The following is a 22,707-nucleotide window of genomic DNA, read 5'->3' on the forward strand; positions in this document are numbered from 1 at the left end:
ATTTTATCTATTACCTTTTTCAATATACATATATTAGAATGCAAATCTTCCCTTATTATTAAATAAACTTTTCCTTCATTTTAATTCATATATTTGATATAATATTATATTGTACTAATAAAATTAACTTTAAATATTTTTTGAAGATGCCTACGTTTAGATTATAAAAAGTTATGAATACTAAGATTTCACATCTTAACTTTATTTAATTTAGCTTTATAAAAATTAATAGAAAAAGAGGGATTATAGATATGGGAAAAGGAAAAAAATTTGTTGAAGCAATAACCTCAATGGATGAGGATTTTGCAAAATGGTATACGGATATAGTAAAAAAAGCTGAACTTGTAGATTATTCAAGTGTAAAGGGTTGTATGATAATTAGACCTTATGGCTATGCAATCTGGGAAAACATGCAAAGAAATTTAGATGATAGACTTAAGGCAACTGGCCATGAGAATGTTTATATGCCAATGTTTATACCTGAAAGTTTACTTAATAAGGAAAAGGATCACGTAGCTGGTTTTGCTCCTGAGGTTGCTTGGGTTACTCATGGTGGAAGTGAGCCTCTAGCAGAGAGATTATGTGTTAGACCAACTTCTGAAACATTATTCTGTGAGCACTATGCAAAAATAGTTCAATCTCACAATGACCTACCAAAACTTTATAACCAATGGTGTTCTGTTGTTAGATGGGAAAAGACTACAAGACCATTCCTTAGAACTACAGAGTTCTTATGGCAAGAAGGTCACACTGTTCATGCTACAGCTGAGGAATCAAAGAAAGAGACTATTGATATCCTAAACATGTATGCAGACTTCTGTGAAAGTATCCTTGCTATTCCAGTTGTAAAGGGAAGAAAAACTGATAAAGAAAAATTTGCAGGTGCTGAAGCCACCTACACTATAGAAAGTTTAATGCACGATGGAAAAGCCCTTCAAAATGGTACTTCTCATAACTTTGGAGATGGATTTGCCAGAGCTTTCAACATCAGATATAACGATAAAAATGGAGTTCTTCAATATGTTCATGAAACTTCATGGGGCGTAACAACTCGTCTAATTGGAGCTCTAATCATGGTTCATGGAGATGATAGTGGACTTATCCTACCTCCAAAAATAGCTCCAACACAAGTAATCATAATCCCTATCGCTCAACACAAAGAAGGAGTTCTTGATAAAGCTATGGAGCTTAAAGAAAGAGTTTCTAAAGTGGCAAGAGTTAAAGCTGATACAAGCGATAAAATGCCAGGTTGGAAGTTTAGCGAATGTGAAATGAAGGGTATTCCTCTTAGAGTTGAAATCGGACCTAAGGATATCGAAAGCAACCAAGCAGTTCTTGTAAGAAGGGATAACAGAGAAAAAGTTGTTGTTTCTCTTGATGAATTAGAAACTAAAATCACTGAAATGTTAGACTTAATGCAAGTTGAACTTTTAGAAAAAGCCAGAGCTAGTGCAAATGAAAAAACTTATTCTGCAACTAACTTAGATGAATTTATTGATATTGCAAGCACTAAACCAGGATTTATAAAAGCTATGTGGTGTGGTGATGTAGAATGTGAAGAAAAACTTAAAGAAGTGGCTGGAGTATCTTCAAGATGTATGCCATTCGAACAAGAAGAACTTTCTTCAACTTGTATCTGCTGTGGAAAAGAAGCTAAATCTCTAGTTTATTGGGGAAAAGCGTATTAGAATTTAGAATGTAAAATATAAAATTATAAATTTGAAGTAGGGTTGAAATTCCTTTGGAATTTCAACCCTACTTTTTAACCATAATTTTCAATTTATAATTTCAAATTTCCCCTATCTGCCAATTAATATGCTTATCTCCCAAAGATTTTAAAATCTCATTTGTTTTAGAAAAGTGTTTGCATCCCATAAATCCCCTCGTTGCAGACAATGGACTTGGATGGACTGAGGTTAGTACATAATGCTGTGAATTCGTTATAAAACCCATCTTTTCCTTTGCATTATTCCCCCAAAGTAAAAATATCACAGGTTTTTCCCTTTCATTTAGAAGTTCTATTATCTTATTCGTAAATGTTTCCCACCCTTTTTTTCTATGAGAATTAGCTTCTCCTTCTCTTACTGTAAGAACAGTATTTAAGAGTAATACCCCTTGTTCTGCCCATGGCACAAGATATCCATTGTTAGGTATGAAGCAACCTAAGTCATCCCTAAGCTCCTTATACATATTTAAAAGCGATGGCGGTGTTTTTACTCCCGGTAATACAGAAAAGGAAAACCCATGTGCCTGACCTTCACCATGATAAGGATCTTGCCCTAGTATAACTACTTTAACATCCTCGTAAGATGTGGTTCTAAGAGCATTAAAGATATCATTTTTATCGGGAAATATTTTTTTACATTCATATTCTTCCGCCAAAAAATCTCTCAATTTAATATAATAAGACTTTTCAAACTCATCTTTTAATTTTTCATTCCATGAATTATTTAAATTTACCATCTTCATCAACCTTTCTATCTATCATATCTTTATAATTTAGTTATATCTTTTCTATTCCTATGTTTCATTATATACATTTAATATATCATACTATAAGAAAGTCTCCCTGCTATATAACAGGGAGACTTAGTACAATATATATTATAACAATAAAATCATTATACTACCAAGAAATTATTTCCGGTGCTTACTCCGGTAATATTCACAAGGCATTTCTTCAGAAAATTCTTCTTTAAATTTCCGTAATTGTTGTTTTGTTTTAGGGTTAGTAGCTATATGCGTCGATTGATAAATATTCCTCATATGCTGTTCCTCCTTAAAATTTCCGTTTCTATGAAAATTAATATAATTATTCACAGTCTTGAAAACTTACTGCAAAACAAATAATGATTTTATTGGTATGATAATAGTATGCGCCCTTAACAAAAATTTATGTACTTACCTTAAATTTATTTTTAATATAAATCACATTCTTACTAAAACTGTATATTATAATACTGTAATACTATTAAGGAGTAAATTTATGTTTATTCGAAAACCTTATAATACTGGTTCCCCTTACTTTCGTAGCGATGAATACTTAGACTCCGAGGATGTCAACTTCGAAAATTTAGAAGAGAGATTTATGCCATCCTTGCCTAATACTTACTTACCAGGACAATATGCACCACCTAACCAAGATTTAGAACTATATCATAAAGATCCATCAGGCAAATATACACCACCAGGCCAACAAACCCCTAAACTTCCTGGAGGTCCACCAGGTGCACCACCTAATATAACGCCTAAATCTTCAAATCCAAAAAATTCTAACCTAAAATCTGTATCTCCGGGTTCTATAAAACCTTGCATTTATCAATTTGTATACATTTGGCTTAATAACGGTAATTCCTTCTGGGCATGGCTTACTAATGTAGATTACAGAACTGCATCAGGATTTAGATGGACTGGTTGGCGATGGGTTTATTTTGGAGTAGATCTAAGAAAAATTGACTATTTCAATTGCTATGGACGATCACTTCTAAGAGCAGAAGATAATGTAGTTTCCAATTTAAAAACCCAGGTTCTATCTCCACCAGAATTTAAACTTCAATATCCATTTATTGAAGGAATCAAAGATGAAAATGTAGCGAATATAATTAATCAAGAAATTATTAGGGTGTTAAACTCTTTATTCCTTACCCACGTACTAATTCCTGAAAAAGTTGATTTTGCAAAGGTTGAAAGTGCTTATGAAATACCACTCAATTCTAGTGGGTTAATTAGCATAGTATTCTCTTTATACACCCATGTTAAAGGTGAAAAATCTGGTCACACCACATTTGCTTCTATAACAGCTGACCTTAATACTGGAGAAATTTATGAATTTGATGACTTATTCAACCCAAAAATGGATTACAGAAGAGGTATTAGCAATATTGCTATGCAAACGGCTTCTCAAATGGATACCAAATTTATTATGCCATACAAAGGGGTTACTGACCCTCAACATTTCTATCTAACACCTGAGGGTATAGTCCTCTATTACCAAATCGATGAGTTTACACCTAAGGAAAGTGGATTATTTAGAATTACTATTCCTTATAATGAAATCATTAGCCTACTATACCCTGGCAGTCCTTTAGCAAAACTTACTCCTATGTATGATGCTGATGAAGCATAATTTCTAATAACCTCCAATATTTTATATTAATTCTAGCCTTAAACCATTTGTTAGATATGTTAAAAGCCACAAATAATTTGTGGCTTTCTTACTTTTTATAAACTTAAATTTCTATAGTCCCTAAGCTTGTTAATTCTTTGCTCCCTGTATCATTTAACAAACCTTTTTTTCTTACCATATACCAAAGTATTATTACAATAACTATCCCCTTTAACACACTGCTAATACTTATACTCCACCATACACCATTAAGCCCTAGCACCTCTGGTGTTCCTAAAATCATTGCTGCTGGAACTCTCATCCCTGTTAATATTATACTTACAGCAGCAGGTATCATAGTTCTACCAAGTCCATTAAACATTCCAACTGTCGTAATCTCAATACACATAAATAATTGTGATAATCCAAGAATTATTAAATAATCCTTTCCTAATGCTATAGCCTCTGCCTCTGGTATAAATAATGAGAATATAAACTCCCCACCAAAAACTAAAAGGGCTGTAGATAATAATCCAACTACACTTGCTATGATAATAGTAGCCTTGTACCCTTTTTTGATTCTATCGTATTTTTTCGCTCCATAATTTTGTCCTACAAAAGATCCAAGTGCCGTCGAGAATCCCCCTGCAGTCATCCATGTTATTGCTTCAATTTGACATCCAACCTTCTGCACTGCAATTGGCACTTCCCCCCATCCTCCTATAACTCTTGCAATAAGAATTGAGAATGTAGTAAATAATCCACTTTGTACTCCCGATGGTAATCCTAGTTTAATTATACTTCTTACAGCTGTAAAATCCGGTTTCTTAAACAATGAGAATTTTAGATATTTTTCTTTACTCTTTATAATTGAGTAAAGAAAACACACTACAACTATTGCTTGTGCCCCTATAGTTGCTAATGCTGCCCCAAGTACTCCCATTGCAGGAACTGGACCTATTCCAAAGATTAATATTGGATCAAATACCATATTTACAACTAACCCCACCGTATTAATAATAAATGGCGTTTTACTATTTCCCGAACCATTAAATATAGCTGTAAATACAGGAATTGAATTTGTAATTACCATCCCCATAGCAATTATACCTAGATATGTTTCTGCCATACTTACAACTTCTAAGTTTTCTAGTTGGAAAAATGATAAAAATGAACTTCTAAATGTGAATACTACAAATGCCATAATAAGTGATAGCAAAATATTTAGTTGAAATGCACTTGTAATATAATTTTTAGTGGCCTTCTCATCTTTTCTTCCCAAACTTTGGGCTACTTTTATCTCCGCCCCAACCTTAGATATCATTGCAAGCGCTGTACCCAACATTGTAAAAAAACCTGCCGTTCCAACTGCCGCCAATGCACTACTTCCAATTCTTCCAACCCAAATCATATCCGTCATATTATATGCCATCTGTATAAATGATGTTGCCATAATAGGAATTGCCAGTTTAACTAACTTTCCACTGATAGACCCTTCCGTTAAATCAATTCTTTTCTCCATAATATCAAATCCCCATTATCCTAATAAATTTTGTTAAATAGATATAAATACTTTCCTTATTCATTTTACTTCGTGTTACGAAGAATGTCCACATAATCCTTTTTTTATTTTACCCATTAATTTTATCTATACTACCTATAATATATAACCATCATTTTATATTCTATAATTATTTATATAAAATATAAAGATGTATCCACTTAAGTTTGAATACATCTTTATTAATCCTCTTATTAAATTATTATCTATTACCTTTAATATATCTAACTAGTACATTTAAAGGATTTGTCGGTACTAATTTGTTTATAATTATTATTAATATAACTGTAATAACTATTTTCAATATATCTTTATTCACCAATTTTACCCCCATGAGTATTATCTAATTGTATATTACATGTCTCTAAAAATCACTTTTTTAAAATCATTATATCTTCAAGTGTTGCTCTTTCAATTACTATGCTACTTCCTAAAATAGATTTAATCTTATCACTTTGTCTAGTTAATCCCTCAAATCCGAGATTGTTTTTACTTATTCCCTCAAAATACTTCTCAATATCATGTGTTAACAATGATTGCTCCCCTTTAACAATTTTATATGATTCTAAAATTTCATCCTTCGTCTCCGAGAATACAATCTTCCCCTCTCTAATAAAGGTTATATAATCTGCAATCTTCTCTAAATCTGAAGTTATATGTGTAGATATTAATACTCCTACCTGTTCATCTTCTATTATACTTTGAAGTACATCTAAAACTTCAGCTCTAACTATAGGATCCAGCCCAGCTGTAGGCTCATCCATTATTATAAGTTCAGCATTGTGGCTAAGAGCTAAGCATAATGAAAATTTCATCTTCATACCTTTGGACAAATCTTTTAATTTTTGAGCTTTGTTAAGAGAAAATTTATTTAAGTAAGAGTGAAAAACTTCAAAATCCCACTGTTTATAAAATTTTGATATCATCTTCGCATTCTCATCTAAGGATAAATGTTCATGATAACAGCACTGATCATATACAAATCCTATCTTTTCTTTTATTTCCTTCTCAAATTTAACATTATCCTTCCCGAATATGTTTATTTCTCCACTATCCTTTTTTACTAGGTTCATTATAAGTTTTATAATAGTTGTTTTCCCTGCCCCATTTTCACCTATAAATCCCATGATATATCCTCTCGGGAGATTAAATGATACATTATCTATTTTAAAATTTTTATATGCTTTATTGATATTATTTATTTCTAATATATTGCTCATACATATCCACCCTCATTCTAACTTTAATCTTATTTTTCTTTATACAATATGTCCAACATTTCTACCATCTCATTCAATGAAAGCCCCACTTTAAATCCCTCTTCAATCGCCTTAACCAAATATTCTTCTACATTTCTCATTATAGATTCTTTAACTAACTCCTTGTCCTGTGCACATACAAACGAACCCTTTCCCGGAACTGTATATATAAACCCATCTCTTTCGAGTTCATCATAGGCTCTCTTTGTTGTTATTACACTTATTCTAAGGTCCTTTGCTAATGCTCTTATAGATGGTAGTGGCTCATCTACATATAATTTATTCATTAAGATATCATTTTTAATTTGTTTTTCTATCTGGGAATATATAGGCTCTCCTGACGAGTTATTTATTAATATATTCATATACTTTCCTCCAAATCCAATCAGTCAAAACTTTACTGCAAATCACGCTTTTCATACCCTTTAATTGACATCAAAATAAATATCGTATAAATTACTATCCCTAAAAGAAATATCATTACTACTACAACTGGTAGATTCTTCATAATTTTGTCTCCATAACTTAAAATCTTTTCTTTTATGCTAGGATTTACCTTGCTTATTAAATTAAAAAATATTATTGGTATATATACTATTGCAAGTATTATTATACTTGAATACTTAGTAGCAGTGCTATACTCAAACTTATAATATATATAATTTGAAATACCTTGTATCAAGGTATAGTATAAAAATATAATTGATTGAATTAATATACTAATTTTAATTTCTTCTACACTAAGTTCTCCTACTAGTGTAATTATGCCAAATAATATTATTACCGTAGTTATATACGTTATAAGATAATATATATATTTACTAATTACCACATCTCTACGCTTTACTGGAAAACTATTAATTATAATATCATAATTCTTTCGTAATTCTTCTGTTGCTGTGAATTTATTTACTACCATAGGTATCAATATACTACAAAACACATATATAAACATGGCCATATTCATATCTTTTATCGCTACAAATGACATAACTACTCCAACTAATAAAACAGTAACAATATATGGGTATCTACACGTTATTAAATCTTTTTTTAAAAGTGCTATCATAAAAATCCCCCCTATAAATCTTTCTTTTCAAAAACAAACATTGATATACATGTAAACAGTGTTATTATAAGTCCTACTAACACTATTAGAATCACATTATCTAAAATGACATCACTGCTAAATATCTTTACAATATTCTGCAAAACCTTAGATGATATGTCATCATTACTAAATATACTTGCTACTGTTGATGATCCAATTATCATTATGAAAAAAATCACGTAATAAGCTATTCTTGAAAATTTTATTCCTAAAGTAAAATACAATAAGTAATATAATTCAATAAGTAATACCATATATATAGATATCATTTTTGCCCCTACCATATTTATATGTCCACACATAGTTGGAATCAGCCTATGTGCTAATATATTCAGTAAAACCCCTGATGCAAATAGAAATATTATCCATATAGTACCGCCCAAAAACTTTGCTACAACATAATCTTTTCTTGTACAAGGACTACTTAGTAATGATATATACACCCTATCTCTTACCTCAACCTCAGTATATCCAAGTGTTAATATACCAAAAAATATCATGTAATAAGTAAATAAATTTTGCCCCTTTGATGTTATCATAATCATACCAAGACATAAAAACATTATAGCTCCTTGTTTACTTATCATTGCTGTAAAATTTGTTCTTAATTCCCTCATTAATGCATTTCCCATATCTATTTCACCTTACCCCTATTTATAAATATCATAACCTCTTCAATTGATGGTTTCTCTGAAATGACCTTCCCTTTAAATCTTTTAGCAAACACATCTACATCCTTTGTTAAACCCTCAAATCCATAGTCTGTATTTTTTAATCCGTATAATAAAATTTTTTCCTCATCCCTTAATAAATTTTTATCTCCTTTAACTATCCTATATTCTTCAGTTATATCCTCCGTAGGTTTTGAAAATACAATTGTCCCTTTGTTTATATAGGTTATATAATCTGCTATCTTTTCTAGATCTGATGTTATATGGCTTGATATAAGTATCCCTACATTTTCATCTTGAATAACCTCTTGAAGTATATCTAAAACTTGACGCCTCATTACAGGATCAAGCCCTGATGTTGGTTCATCTAATATTAAAAATTCTGCGCTATGACTAAGTGCTAAAGCTATTGCAAACTTCATCTTCATTCCCTTAGAAAGTTCCTTTACCTTTTGCTTTTCATTTAGACCAAATCTCGTAATATATTTATTAAATACACTCCAATCCCACTTCATGTAAAAATTAGAAATAATTTTGCCGTTATCTCTTATGGTCAAATTTTCATAAAAGAAACAATCATCATATACAAATCCTATTCTTTCTTTTATCTCTCTCTCAAACTTTATATTATCTTTTCCAAATACCTTTATATCTCCACAATCTTTACTTATTAAATTCATTATAAGTTTTATGGTAGTAGTTTTTCCTGCTCCATTTTCTCCTATGAACCCCATAATATATCCCTTCTCTAACTTGAAGGATATATTATCTAATTTAAACCCCTTATATTCCTTTGTTACATTTTTTATTTCTAAAATATTCCCCATAGTAATCCCTCCTAATCTTTTATATCCAATACTATTAATTAGTTTTTAATAAATTAATTAAACAATTCCCACCGCTCTGTGTAGATTCTCTCAGCTTCTACTTTTAACTATATTTACAAATAAATTGTCACTTCTGTTAATTAACAATATATACAGTTCTGGCAAAAAAATATGATACATCTGTTAATACTTTATATATACAGTATATGATACATATGTATATCGTGTCAATATTAAAATTAAAATCGCTAAAATAACCTTCTTTTTATCAATAAAAATACCAAGGTAATAGTCTTAATCTATCACCTTGGTATCTAATTTCACTTAATTAATTTAGTTTACATAATATGATGTTGGGTCCATTCTACTTCCACCTGAGTTTATAACTTCAAAGTGAATATGTGGTCCTGTTGACCAACCCGTTGAACCAACTACCGCTATTTGTTGTCCACCAGCTACACTTTGTCCAACACCTACTGATAGTGAAGAGTTATGAGCATATAATGTACTAATATCTCCATGGTTTACCACTACTACATTTCCATACCCATTCATGACACCTGCAAATGTAACTGTTCCTGCTTTTAATGATGTTACAGCTGAACCATAAGGTGCTCCTATATCAATTCCTGTATGAAATTCTCCTTCGCCTGCAAATGGGCCATTTCTATACCCATAAGGTGAAGTTATTGAATATCTTGTTCCGTTAGTTATTGAATATAATCCATTTGTTGATGGTGGTGGTGTAGTTTGTCCACCCGAAGATGAATTACCATTTCCACCTGAAGGTGTAGTTTCGTCCCCACGGTTAGGTCTACTTGCTGCTGTTTCCATTGCTGTAATACTATTTAATATTTCATTAAACTCTGCTTCATTCTGTGCTAAAAGTTTCTCTGAAGTTTGAATATCATTTTCCACTTTAGCCATTAGTTCACTTTTTCTAGATTTTTTAACATTTAAATCCTCTACACTACCATCTACTACTGCTTTCGCCTGCTCTAAAGTATTCTTCTCTTTAGTAGTATCTGCAAGTGTTGTTTCTAGTTCTTGTTTATTAGCTTTAAATTCTTCAACAACTTCATTATTATAATTTATTACAGTTGTTATAGTGTCTAATTTTTGAAGAAAATCCGAAAATCCATTCGCATTAAGTAGCACTTCTAGGTAGCCTGTCCCATTACTCTTGTACAAAACTCTCATTCTCTTACTCATTAAGTCCTTGTTCTTTTCAACTTCAACCTTTAATTCTGAAGATTTAGCCTCTAGTTCTTCAATCTTTTCAGTAGAAGTGCTAATTTGTGACTTTAACTGATCAACCTCTGCATATAATCCTTGAAGTTCATCATCCAGTTCTGAAATTTCACTTAGCATACTCTCTTTATTTTCTTTTAAATCAGCAACTTTTGCTTTATCATTTTCTATTTCTTTTTCTATATTTTGTGATTTATCCTTTGCATTTGACAAATCATCTGCTATTACCGTCGATGTTAGTAAACTACAGCTTACAATTAATGATGCTATAAATTTAAATCTATTGTTCATAATTATCCTCCTAAGGGTTTATACCCACACTTAACACAAATATATTATTATAATTTAATAATATTAAACTGACAATATTAAATTAATTTTTTACTACTATTAAATTATAACAAACCTCTACCAAAAGTTACTTTTTAAATCAAATTTCATAATTAGATTTACTATCATTTTAACAATGTACAACCCTAATGTCAAGGTAACCCCTAACCTTTGGAATAAACTTCATGTATTCCATTGTATTGGTAATTACGACTATTCCATATATAAAAGAACAAGATTTTATTATAATCTTGTTCTTTTATATATATTTTTATTTTCATTTTAAATATTCCTATTTTTCATTTCAGTATCTGTAGTTTTTCTAATCTACCTAATCTCTTCTTTTTTCCAAAACTTATCAAATAAATTTATTGCAGTTATACATATACTAGCTATAATTCCACTCAACACAAAAGCTCTTGCAGGACCAAATCCATTGGCAATGGTGCCCGTAAACAGGCTTCCGATAGGTGCTACCCCCGCAAAGAATAAAGTATAAACACTCATTACACGACCTCTATATTCATCCTTTGAATTAAGTTGTACTGTTGAATTTGCTGATGTAGAAAATGCTATATTAAAGATACCAATAAAGGCTAATAACCCCGCCATAATATATTTTTGTCTATTTATACCCAAAATCACTAAAATTAATGAAACTATGTAGGCTGCAGCAACTATAACCTTATATCTAGGACCTCTTTTACTTTTTGCCGCAACCGTTACAGCTCCAACTAAAGACCCAACCCCTAAGGCTGACATCAAAAATCCATATCCTTTACTTGTAAGCCCTAATACATCTACAGCAAATAATGGTATTAGTATATTATAATTAAAAGCAAAAATTCCCATAACACTAATCATTGCAAAGGTTTTCACGAGAATTCTATTTCCCTTAATATAAGAGAGCCCGTCCTTAATTTCTCTTAGCATATCTTTATTTTTATCACTTTTTACTTCCGCAACATTAATTTTATATATCCCATATATAACTGGAATAAATGAAATAGCATTTATAAAATAGCACATTTCTATTCCAACGTATGCTATTATTATTCCCGCAACAGCAGGTCCAAGTATCCTCGCTCCATTAAACGCCGTTGAGTTAAGTGCTATTCCATTCATTAAACTATCCTTACCTACAAGTTCTATAACAAAGGACTGACGTGCCGGCATATCTATTGTGTTTATACATCCTACTATAAGTGCAATTATTGCAAGCTGCCAAAACTGTATAACTCCAGTAAATACCAATGCTGCTTGAATAAGTGCCATAACCATAAGTCCTATTTGAGTAAATATTAATATTTTCCGTTTTGAAAATCTATCAATTATAACTCCTGCAAATAAAGAAAATAGCATAACTGGTGTAAATTGCAGTGCATTTATCACCCCCAATGAAAATCCAGTATTTTCCCCAACAATTTGAAGCACTAACCATCCCTGAGTTGTAGTTTGAACCCAACTACCAATTAGAGAAACGCACTGTCCAAACCAAAACCATCTAAAATTTTTATATGTCAGTGCAGGAAATGTTACTCCAAGCTTCTGCATTATAGGTTTTCTATATTTCACCCTTCCCCATCCCCATTCTTTTGCTTATATCCCTTATGCATCTTCACCCATAATCAGATGCAAATTCTAATTCTAAATGTAATTTATATTTACACTTCTATGCCTACAATTTTCATTAAATATCTTGCATTGGTTGTATTTGATTTACCATCTCTTATTTTATAATCAAAAAGTATCTTGTTATCTTTATAGTACTCAGTAAAGTGATAATTTTTAATTCTATCATTATCTTTTATATTACAAAGTTCTAAATCATGTGTTGTTAATGCTCCCATGGCACCTGCATTACTGAGGTTTCTAACCACCGCTTCAGCCCCTGTAATTCTATCCTTTGAGTTCGTTCCCCTAAAAATTTCATCAATTAAAAATATCATATTCTTATTATTCTTTGACCCCTCAATGATATCCTTTATTCTAATAAGCTCTCCATAAAAGGTGGATATTCCATTTTTCAGATCATCTGTTATTCTCATGGATGTAAATATCTCAAGTTGTGCACATTCTAGCTCTTCACCGCATATAGGCCCACCCATATATGCAAGAACTAAATTCACTCCCATGGTCCTTAAAAAAGTTGTCTTCCCTGACATATTAGAGCCAGTTATTATAAAAATATTATCCTCCATACTAACATCATTGCATACCCTAACATCACGACTTATTAAAGGATGGCCAAGGGTCTTTGATACTATTTTCAATTCTTTTGAGCTTACTTTCGGATAACATGTTACTTCATTAATATGCTCTATTACACTAAGGCTCATCAATCCTTCAATTTCTCCTATATCTGAAAGCCAATTTTCTATTTTATTTCCATACTTTGATTTCCAAGCCTCAAGTGAAAATACACATTGATAATCCCATAAAAATAAAATGTTTAAAGCAATATATAAAAGACCATTACCAACCTTTATATTACTACGTTCTGATATGCTATATAATTCTTTAATAGCATTTAGTGAAGACTTTTCTTCATTAAATAATCTATTCTTTATATCCTTTAGCTTCTGAGACTTAAATTCTTGCTTCTCAATGATTTTTAAAATATTTGTATACTCTTCTAATGTTCCTCTAAAATAATTAATTGATTCCAGTGTCCTATTAACTTTTAATAACGATAATGACCATATAATAAGTTGCATAACTAAAAAAAATGAAATTAGCCATCTTATGTTTGATAATTTAAATAAGAAAATAACTAATGATAATGGAATTGTAACCATTGGCATAATATATATAAACCCTTTAATTCCCTTAGATTTTATTATTAAACTATCATCATTCACATAGTTTAACAACTTCTCAGGGTCATTTAACTTCCCTGTCTTACTTTTGCCAACATACTCCATATTTTCGCATAAATCTATATTGTTAAATAGCTCCTCAACAGCCTCTTGTCTTAAAACTATTTCCGCTTCATCATAGTTTGGGAATAGCAAATCTTTTGCTAACTTTGTTCTCCCCTTCCAAGTGCTAGTAATATTTATTAATTGAAATAGTGATTCTTTACCTACAATATCTAAATCATAGGAATATCTATGACTTTTATCTATAAATTCTTCTCCTATATCTTTAAAATTAACCCATGTTCCAGATATCCTATCTAGATATCTATTATTTATTTCAATCATATCTTCAGAGAACTTTAACTTTTCCTTAACACTTTTATGGTATATTAGTAGTCCTATAAATATAATATAAAATAAAAGAGCTATATAAAAATGTCCACCTTGAGATTCTCCCCTTATCCATTTATATGTGCAATAAATGCCACCTATCATAGAAATTAATCTAAAGTAACCGATTTTATCGTATATCTTTCTATAATTACTAATTTCTTTTTTGTGCTTTTCTATTATGTTTATAAATTTATCTTCAATCATATTACTGCTCCTTAATTGCCTTATTTGCCTTTATCATGTGTATATTGTAACCATTTTTTCTACTTTTATCAATTAGTATTAGGGTTAATTATTAAACACTCTGTTAACTTGTTAATATGTAAATATTGACTTATGAAATCTTTTATGTGATAATTGTAAAATAAATATCTCGTGAGGGAGTAGTTTGCGTATATTAATTTGTCAAAGGCCTACTGGACTTAATTACTTTAACTTCTATAAGTTAGTTTAATATCCTACAGCCCCTGATAAATTTATTTAATACGTGTCAAGTCAACATACTGATTACTTGTAATCTGGCTTGCCTTAAAGAACAAGACTCGCGTATAGCTTTAACAAGGCTATACGTGGGTCTTTTATTTTGCAAACTTAAAATATTAAGGGCTATCTTTATCTGTAGATATTTCTATACATATTTTACAACTTAATCAATGAACTTATAAAATTACTTTAAGGAGGATAATTTTAATTTTCAAACAAATACTATAGGATTAAGAAATTCTGTAAAAATATCAACATACATTTGCTATTTTACACTTTCACATTTTAATTTTAAGGAGTTTTAACGATGAATATTTTAGAAATTATTTTAATTGGAATCGCCCTTAGTATGGATGCTGCCGCAGTATCAATGACCAACGGTATGGTCTATAAAAATACTACTAAAGCAAAACTTTTCGCAATGCCTATCCTTTTCGGACTTTTCCAAGGCCTAATGCCTGTTATTGGTTATTTTGCTGGAGGAATCTTTTCAAGTTTTATTACCAAATACTCTAACATCCTCATTCTTGTAATACTTGGTTTTATAGGCTTTAACATGGTTAAATGTGGCCTATCTAAAGATGAGAAATGTGACTGTAATTCCAATCTTACATTCAAACTTATATTATTCCAAGCAATTGCAACTAGTATAGATGCCTTCGCTGTAGGCATCGGCTTTAGTGCTATGCAAGTTAACATCTTTTCTGCAGGTTTGATTATATGCACTACCACCGCCATTTGTAGCTTAATCGCAATTTTTATTGGTGAAAAATTTGGCGATTTACTTGGTAAGAAGGCTGAAGTTTTTGGTGGAGTTATATTAATATTCATTGCTATAAAAGCAGTTTTATAGCAATGAATATTAACTTAGATATAAACTTAAAATGATTATTCATTATTATGTTAATATAACTAAAGATATACATAATTGGTTCGATAATTATATTTGTGGTATATATTAATATCTAACTTCTAATTAAGTATCTATTTACAATTGTAAAAAAGACCTGAATAATTAGAACCGTTTAATTAGCATATATCTGCTTTACTCAGGAGCACTTAGAGCAGTTCATAACTTCTTATGTAAATGAGGGGATTAGTATGGGGATTAAAATTAAAGGTGTTGCTACATGCCATGGTAGCACAAAATTGTTAAAAGATGATTTGTATAATAAATATGGTGATAAACTAAAGGATACTTTAAACTTCATAGGTAGGGATACTTGTTGTGTTGCACAAACTGACGAAGAGAATTCATTGACTATGGCGTGCTCAGCAGCAAAAAGCTGTCTAGAAAAGACCGCTACTGATCCTAATGATATTGATATTATAGTATTTGTAAGTGAAACACCAGAGTATCTAATACCTACAACTTCGCTTTTAATTAAAGAGAAATTAGGTGCTAAAAAAGCATCCTTAGTATATGATATGAATGTTAACTGTTCAGGTATGGTACATGCTCTAGATCAAGTTGGTACATATATGATAGCTAAGCCTAATTACAAGAAAGCTTTAATAGTTGGCTGTATATGTTCTACAAGGTTTAATCAAGAAGATGATTCATTTACAAATTCCATGGCCGGAGATGCCAGTGCTGCAATTATAGTAGAGCATGATAAAGAATGTGGACTGATAGATTCTATCTATACGTGCAATTCCGAAAAACATGAGTACTTAACATTTCCTGCTTGTGGTTTATCAAACATTGCCAGAGATGATGTAAATGCAGAAGAAAAAAAATTCTCTTGGATACCTCATTCTGTAGATTATCTATATAGCAATTGGTGCTACTTAATAAGTCAACTATGTGAGCGAAACAACCTAAACATAAATGATATAAATCACTTCTTATTCTCTCAATTTTCACTAGGCGATATAAGAGAAACTTTGAGATTATTGAATGTAGATAATGCAAATGACAAGTTTACATTTGTATCTAACCAATTTGGTTACACTGGTAATACAAGTCCATTCATAGCATTAAATGATGCTATTGAAAATAACAAATTAAAATTAGGAGACAAAATAATTTTCTGTACTGTAGGTGCAGGTTATAATATGTCTGCTATTTTATATGAATATTAAGGAGGATAATGTTATGTATAATATTACGATAAATAAAGAAAAGAAAGCTGTATTAGTTGTTTTTCAAGGATTTTTAAATGAGGACGCTATGGACTTTCCAAAAGATTTTAAGAAGGCTATAGCAGCAATAAATACAAGTGATTTTTCACTTATATTAGATGCTGCTGAGTTAAAAGTAATAAAGCAAGAGTTAGGGTCAATTTTAGTTGAGAGTTTAGAGTTGTATAAAGCCTCTAAATTTAAGTCTTATTTCTCAGTTCTATCTAAATCTGCAGTATCAAATATGCAAACTAAAAAAATGAATGACTCTATAGGCTTAAATATGACTTACGTTAATTCTGTAAGTGATGCATACACTAAATTATAATTATACATAAATTATTTCAATTTTAAGATGTTATAAATCTCTAGTAAGTGCTCTGAGTAAACTAAATATATTTTAAAGGTTAATAGTTGAATACCAACTTCATCTATCTTTTTAAAATAGATGAAAAAATTCCAGCATCTTTTTTACAGGGTAACCGCTTTAAGGCGTTAACCTAGTTCTATCCCTTGGTATTAAAGATGCTTCTCTAACATTTTCAAGACCGACTAACTGAGCTGTTATTCTTTCAAGCCCTATTGCAAGCCCCCCATGCTTTGGCATTCCATATTTAAATATACAGGTATAATTTTCATAGTCATCTGGGTTTAATCCCTTATACTCCATATTTTTGACTAACTCCTCATAATCATGAATTCTTTGTCCTCCAGTTGTAATTTCAATCCCTCTAAATAAAAGGTCAAAACTATAAGTTTCCTCTTCCCCGCAAGGCATAGTATACATCGGTCTTTTTCTTCTTGGATAGTGGGTTAAGAACACAAAATCACTTCCATATTGCTCCTTAACATACTTGCATATTAGTTTTTCACCTTCTGGGTCTAAATCTCCCTCTAGCTCTATTTTTCCATATTCTGTTTTTAATATTTCTATAGCTTTACTTAGCTTTATTCTAGGAATTTCGCCCAAAATCTTAGGAATTTCAACATTTAATAATCTAATATATTTATCTCCTTGTGTTTCTACTTTTCCTAATATGAACTTTAATAAATTTTCTTCCATACTCATTATCTCTTCTTCATTTTCTATAAATCCCATTTCAAAATCCATACTTACATACTCATTTAAATGTCTATTTGTATTGTGTTGCTCTGCTCTATATACATGAGCTACTTCAAAAACTCTCTCAAAACCTGCTCCAACCATCATCTGTTTATAAAACTGTGGACTTTGAGCAAGATATGCCTTATTCTCAAAATACTTAACCTCAAAGATTTCTGTTCCCCCTTCTGCGCCTTCCGATACAATCTTTGGTGTAAATATTTCAGTAAAACCTTCCCCTAGTAAAAACTCTCTAAACCCTTGAACTATAAGGTTTTGAACCTTAAATATAGAATTAACTTTTTCATGTCTCAAGCTTAAAACTCTATTATTTAGCATTGTATCTAAATTTATATTTAATTCTTCTGTATTTACTTCGATTGGAAGTTCTCCATGGGTTCCATTGATAACCTCTAAACTATCAACCTGAACCTCAAAGGAATTGAGGGAATTTTTACCACACTTAACCACCCCAACTATTGTAATAACTGATTCCACCCTTAATGAATATTCCTCCAAAGCCTTATTTTCAATAACACATTGTACAAGTCCTGTTCTATCTCTAACTATAAGAAATGTAATTAATTTTAACCTTCTTATTCGGTATACCCATCCTTGTAATTTTATACTTTCATTTATATAATTATTTAATTTATTTATCATAACTCTTTTCATTTTTCTAACCTCCTAATTAAATTTTACTCGTATTTAACTGGTTTAAATTTCGTGACAATAATTATTTATTTCACATGATTTCTAGCTACTGTAATATCCGAATCTCCCTTAAGTAAGGAATCGCATCTTACACGACAATAGCTAACTTCTTCTAATATTCATCTGGATGACATACTCCGCTTTAGCGGCATATGACTTAATATAAGAATCACTTTATTATTCACCTTCTGACATTCCTATTTCAATAACATTATTTTTATAGTTTGCAACCTATAAAAATCAAAAACCCCTTGAGCCAAAAGGCTCAAGGGGCAAAATAATTCGCGGTACCACCCTTGTCAACTTAGTTACTTCACTTATCTATTAGTAATACTTAAAATTCACGTGTATTTTAAGCTGGTGTACCCTTTTTAATGAAACTCCGCCTCATATACATTCGGTGGAGTAAGTTCCACTTACAAAATGTTTAATTTTGAGTGTCACTTAAAATAAAAAGCCTTCACTCCATAATAGGAGTGAAAGCTATATTCACGGTACCATCCTAATTTGATTAAGTAATAATTAACTAAATCATCTCAAATCCCTATAACGGAGGAATCCGACTTATCCTACTTTATTTTTCAGATAAATATCTCCAGGATGTCTTTCAATATTACTTTTCTCATAGAGCTTACACCATCCTCTACTCGCTTTGGATACTAAGATAACATCTACTATTCCCTTCAAAGAATTGTAAATATATATTTACTATATATTATGCCTTTCCATCGTAATTGTCAATATATTTTGAAAACATTTTTATATTCTTTTTTTACTACTCTAAATTTAATGTTCAAGCATATTTAGTATTTTATCGGTAAGTTTTCCATACTCTGGATTTGACCTTACTCTAGGTCTTATCATATCAACATTAATAATCTCTTTTATTATCCCCGGATTTTTTCCCATAACAATTATTTTATCAGATAAATATATCGCCTCATCAACACTATGAGTTACAAATAATATGGTCTTCTTATTTTTCTGCCATATATTTAAAAGTTCACCTTGGAGTATTATTCTTGTATGGGCATCTAATGCACCAAACGGCTCGTCCATAAGCAATACATCTGGATTTGTTACTAATGCCCTTGCTATGGCAACCCTCTGTTGCATTCCACCAGACAACTCATAGGGATAAGCCTTTGCGAATCCCTCCATATTAATTAACTTTAAGTACTCCTTTGCCTTTTCTCTTCTCTCATTCTTTTTAACCTTTTTAAATTCTAATCCTAATGCTATATTATCAATTACTGTTTTCCATTGAAGCAAGGAGTAGTTTTGAAATACCATCCCAATATCTGAACTAGGTAAATTTAGTTCTTCCCCTCTATATATTACTGTTCCATCAGTTGAAGTCTCAAGGCTAGCTATTATTCTAAGTAATGTAGATTTTCCACAACCTGAAGGACCTACAATAGATATAAACTCATTTTCTTCAACTGAGAAATTTATATCTTTCAACGCATCAACCTGGAAATTTTCCTTTGTTTTAAATATTTTGCTAAGATTTTTAATTTCAATACATGTACTCAATTTAATTCCTCCTATCTACCCTTTCCTTGCCATGAAAAGTACTTTACTTCAACAAATCTAAATAAACTATCTAGTATAGCTCCTATACCACCGATACATATCATTCCTGTTATAACTAAGTCAGTTCTAGCAAGTTCATAAGCATGTGTAATTAAATATCCTACCCCTGATAAACTTCCTGGAAGCATTTCTGCTGAAACTAGACACGCCCAAGCTATTCCAAGTCCTGTTCTAAGCCCAGTTATTATTGTTGGTGCCGCCGCTGGTAATAATATTTTGAAAAATATATCCTTTTCACTAGCCCCAAGCACTTTTGCTGACTCTACTAATGTCTTCGGTACTGTTCTAACTGCAAACATAGTATTAGTAACCACTGGGAAAAATGTACCAAGAGCTATAATAAACATCATTGAAAATTTAAAATTATTTAAATAAGCTTGAAGTTGTCCCCCTGGTATTTTCAGTACTGTTGATACACTAGCTACACCAAACCAAGCTAGTACCAATGGAACCCACGCCAAAGGTGGTATTGGTCTAAATACATTTATAAAATTTCCTAATAAATTATTAAAACTCTCCTTATATCCCATCAATACTCCAATTGGAATAGCTATCAAAACTCCTATTGTATACCCTGATAATACTCTTATTAAACTTACTAAAATATTAGTTGGAATTGATCCCAATCCTATAAAATTGTCTGTTGCATGGAGAAAGTTTGAAATAACTTTGCTTATATTGGGAAGAATTACTGGATTATTTATTTTAACAGAAAAAATACCCCAAACAATAATGAAGATTGTCGGTACTACTAATCCAATGAAAAACTTTTTTGATTTCCCATTCATATTTATATGCCTTCCTTTCTAAAAAAAGCTTTCCTATTCCAAAGGAAAGCTTTTCAAATTAAATTATAAATATATATTAACTTAAAGCTAGGTTTTAAGTTATTCTAAAAATTTAAATTCAAAGGTTTTATCTTTAACAACTTCGAAATCTTGACCTTTTAATTCTCCGCTAAATTTACCCATTTCATTTAGAGCATCTACATAAACCTTTATACCATCCATCCATTTATCTGATGGTGCTGTGAAATATTTTATTTCTGATAATTTAATTGCATTTTCTGAAACCCCTATTATTTCTGACATAACTTTTGCCACATCATCCCTATTTTCATTACAATATTCTGTATTTAGCTTAACTAATTTTATTAATGCCTTAGTTATTTCTGGATATTTATCTATAACTTCCTGTCTTGCAGCCATTACACAACAAGGGAAATCATCCCATGCTCCTACTGGTGGAAAATCTTTTAATGTTAATGCAATTTGACCTACATTAGTATCTTGTGCTGCTTCTGGATGATGGGATGGTCCTACCCACGCATCTACTTGCTTGCTTGATAAAGCTGGCAATAAATTATTACTGCCTTTCAAATCTACTAATACTACATCTGCATTAATATCATTAGGATTCTCTGAAACTACTAGCCCTTCCTTATTTAAAACTGATTCGATTACTATTCTAGGTCCGCTTACTGGAGAATGATATCCAATTTTTATTGGAACATCTGATTTTTGTATATGTTCTTTTATATCTTTCCAAGATTTTAAATTTGTATTTGGTGGAAATACTAATGCTATCCCATTACTTTGCATTGGTGATATTATTTTAACTGCAGATCCATTATCAACAGCACTTAGAATAGCTGTGTTTGAACAAAATCCATAATCCAAGTGATTTTGGCTCATTAAATTAGCTGTCTCCGATCCACCTTTACTTGCTATAAAATTTAATACTGCTAACTTCTTATCATTTTCAATTAATTCAAATTTATCTGCTGACAGTGGATTTAAGTATACTCCTTGGCTCTTAAACTCTTCTACTTTTTTTACAGGAACGTTCATAATACCAGTATGTAATTCATTTCCCCAAGATATGCTTAACTCTGGAACTTGCGCCTCTGATTTTTGTCCAGCCGCTTCTCCATTATTATCAGATACACTCTTATTACATCCAACTAATGTTATAAGAGATAATGCTGCCAAAAAAATACTTATTCTTTTTTTCATGTTAATCTAATCCCCCTAAAATATATTTTCATATCCATGTATATTTTAGGGTTATTTTATATATATGTACAATATTGTTTCTAAATAGATAAACTGTAGTTAATTATATTATAAAATACATAATGACATTTATATTAAAATAATATATCATTCATATGATTATATATTTTTACAACTACTTATAAAGACGTATAAAAGCAAGAATTACTCTTGCCTTTATACGTCTTTATTTTACTATACATATCTATATGCCTTTCACTAAAGCTTAAACAACATAATAGTTTTATGTGAATTTTTATATACT

Annotated in this window: 19 protein-coding genes and 1 other annotated feature; of the genes, 5 read left to right on the forward strand and 14 right to left on the reverse strand. The window is 30.7% G+C overall.

The genetic code is table 11. The annotated features are described in order from the left end of the window. The first annotated feature begins 251 nt into the window (after positions 1-251). Positions 252-1,688, forward strand: a complete 1,437-nt coding sequence (gene proS, locus RSA29_RS04985; protein WP_346942748.1) for a proline--tRNA ligase — start codon at positions 252-254, stop codon at positions 1,686-1,688. Positions 1,689-1,788: 100 nt separating this feature from the next. Here the strand turns inward: proS and RSA29_RS04990 are convergent, their stop codons facing one another. Beyond that, positions 1,789-2,463, reverse strand: coding sequence for a uracil-DNA glycosylase (locus tag RSA29_RS04990; RefSeq protein ID WP_346942747.1), 675 nt, complete (start codon positions 2,461-2,463; stop codon positions 1,789-1,791). Between the two features lie 523 nt (positions 2,464-2,986). Here RSA29_RS04990 and RSA29_RS04995 point away from each other — a divergent pair. After that, a complete protein-coding gene (locus RSA29_RS04995; RefSeq protein WP_346942746.1) occupies positions 2,987-4,126 on the forward strand; it encodes a DUF3298 domain-containing protein in 1,140 nt (379 codons plus the stop codon). A 103-nt stretch (positions 4,127-4,229) separates the two neighbouring features. Here the strand turns inward: RSA29_RS04995 and RSA29_RS05000 are convergent, their stop codons facing one another. From RSA29_RS05000 to RSA29_RS05040, 9 genes are all read right to left on the reverse strand, one after another. Beyond that, positions 4,230-5,627 (reverse strand): MATE family efflux transporter, encoded by a 1,398-nt coding sequence (locus RSA29_RS05000; protein ID WP_346942745.1) that lies wholly within the window; start codon positions 5,625-5,627, stop codon positions 4,230-4,232. 410 nt (positions 5,628-6,037) lie between these two features. Next, the gene (locus tag RSA29_RS05005; RefSeq protein WP_346942744.1) at positions 6,038-6,886 is read right to left on the reverse strand and encodes an ABC transporter ATP-binding protein; all 849 of its coding nucleotides are present in this window, start codon (positions 6,884-6,886) and stop codon (positions 6,038-6,040) included. A 29-nt stretch (positions 6,887-6,915) separates the two neighbouring features. Further along, positions 6,916-7,290, reverse strand: coding sequence for a GntR family transcriptional regulator (locus RSA29_RS05010; RefSeq protein ID WP_346942743.1), 375 nt, complete (start codon positions 7,288-7,290; stop codon positions 6,916-6,918). Between the two features lie 32 nt (positions 7,291-7,322). Next, the gene (locus RSA29_RS05015) at positions 7,323-7,994 is read right to left on the reverse strand and encodes an ABC-2 transporter permease (RefSeq protein WP_346942742.1); all 672 of its coding nucleotides are present in this window, start codon (positions 7,992-7,994) and stop codon (positions 7,323-7,325) included. A gap of 11 nt (positions 7,995-8,005) precedes the next feature. Continuing rightward, positions 8,006-8,668, reverse strand: coding sequence for an ABC-2 transporter permease (locus tag RSA29_RS05020; RefSeq protein WP_346942741.1), 663 nt, complete (start codon positions 8,666-8,668; stop codon positions 8,006-8,008). Positions 8,669-8,670: 2 nt separating this feature from the next. Continuing rightward, positions 8,671-9,534, reverse strand: a complete 864-nt coding sequence (locus tag RSA29_RS05025; protein ID WP_346942740.1) for an ABC transporter ATP-binding protein — start codon at positions 9,532-9,534, stop codon at positions 8,671-8,673. Positions 9,535-9,867: 333 nt separating this feature from the next. Beyond that, positions 9,868-11,076 (reverse strand): peptidoglycan DD-metalloendopeptidase family protein, encoded by a 1,209-nt coding sequence (locus RSA29_RS05030; RefSeq protein ID WP_346942739.1) that lies wholly within the window; start codon positions 11,074-11,076, stop codon positions 9,868-9,870. Positions 11,077-11,442: 366 nt separating this feature from the next. Then, positions 11,443-12,690: an MFS transporter gene (locus tag RSA29_RS05035; protein WP_346942738.1), complete on the reverse strand. Its 1,248-nt coding sequence runs from the start codon at positions 12,688-12,690 to the stop codon at positions 11,443-11,445. A gap of 89 nt (positions 12,691-12,779) precedes the next feature. Next, positions 12,780-14,573 (reverse strand): DNA mismatch repair protein MutS, encoded by a 1,794-nt coding sequence (locus tag RSA29_RS05040; RefSeq protein ID WP_346942737.1) that lies wholly within the window; start codon positions 14,571-14,573, stop codon positions 12,780-12,782. Positions 14,574-15,159: 586 nt separating this feature from the next. Here RSA29_RS05040 and RSA29_RS05045 point away from each other — a divergent pair. The 3 genes from RSA29_RS05045 (at position 15,160) to RSA29_RS05055 (ending at position 17,304) form a co-directional block, all read left to right on the forward strand. Continuing rightward, on the forward strand, positions 15,160-15,705 hold the full coding sequence (locus tag RSA29_RS05045; protein ID WP_346944380.1) for a manganese efflux pump MntP family protein: 546 nt from the start codon (positions 15,160-15,162) through the stop codon (positions 15,703-15,705). A gap of 248 nt (positions 15,706-15,953) precedes the next feature. Then, positions 15,954-16,937 (forward strand): 3-oxoacyl-[acyl-carrier-protein] synthase III C-terminal domain-containing protein, encoded by a 984-nt coding sequence (locus tag RSA29_RS05050; protein WP_346942735.1) that lies wholly within the window; start codon positions 15,954-15,956, stop codon positions 16,935-16,937. 13 nt (positions 16,938-16,950) lie between these two features. Then, positions 16,951-17,304 carry a hypothetical protein gene (locus RSA29_RS05055; protein WP_346942734.1) on the forward strand — a complete coding sequence of 118 codons (354 nt, stop codon included), beginning with the start codon at positions 16,951-16,953 and terminating at the stop codon, positions 17,302-17,304. A gap of 159 nt (positions 17,305-17,463) precedes the next feature. Here RSA29_RS05055 and aspS read toward each other — a convergent pair whose 3' ends face one another. The 4 genes from aspS to RSA29_RS05075 form a co-directional block, all read right to left on the reverse strand. Next, positions 17,464-18,753: an aspartate--tRNA(Asn) ligase gene (aspS, locus tag RSA29_RS05060; protein WP_346942733.1), complete on the reverse strand. Its 1,290-nt coding sequence runs from the start codon at positions 18,751-18,753 to the stop codon at positions 17,464-17,466. Between the two features lie 508 nt (positions 18,754-19,261). Beyond that, positions 19,262-19,488 (reverse strand) — a binding site (T-box leader). 90 nt (positions 19,489-19,578) lie between these two features. After that, positions 19,579-20,328 (reverse strand): ABC transporter ATP-binding protein, encoded by a 750-nt coding sequence (locus RSA29_RS05065; protein ID WP_346942732.1) that lies wholly within the window; start codon positions 20,326-20,328, stop codon positions 19,579-19,581. 11 nt (positions 20,329-20,339) lie between these two features. Beyond that, complete coding sequence (locus RSA29_RS05070; RefSeq protein ID WP_346942731.1) at positions 20,340-21,176, reverse strand: ABC transporter permease; 837 nt, start codon at positions 21,174-21,176, stop codon at positions 20,340-20,342. A gap of 99 nt (positions 21,177-21,275) precedes the next feature. After that, a complete protein-coding gene (locus tag RSA29_RS05075; RefSeq protein WP_346942730.1) occupies positions 21,276-22,403 on the reverse strand; it encodes an ABC transporter substrate-binding protein in 1,128 nt (375 codons plus the stop codon). Between the last annotated feature and the right edge of the window lie 304 nt (positions 22,404-22,707).

It is taken from the genome of Clostridium sp. (genome assembly GCF_036660475.1).
In the GTDB taxonomy this organism is placed as follows: Bacteria; Bacillota; Clostridia; order Clostridiales; family Clostridiaceae; genus Clostridium_J.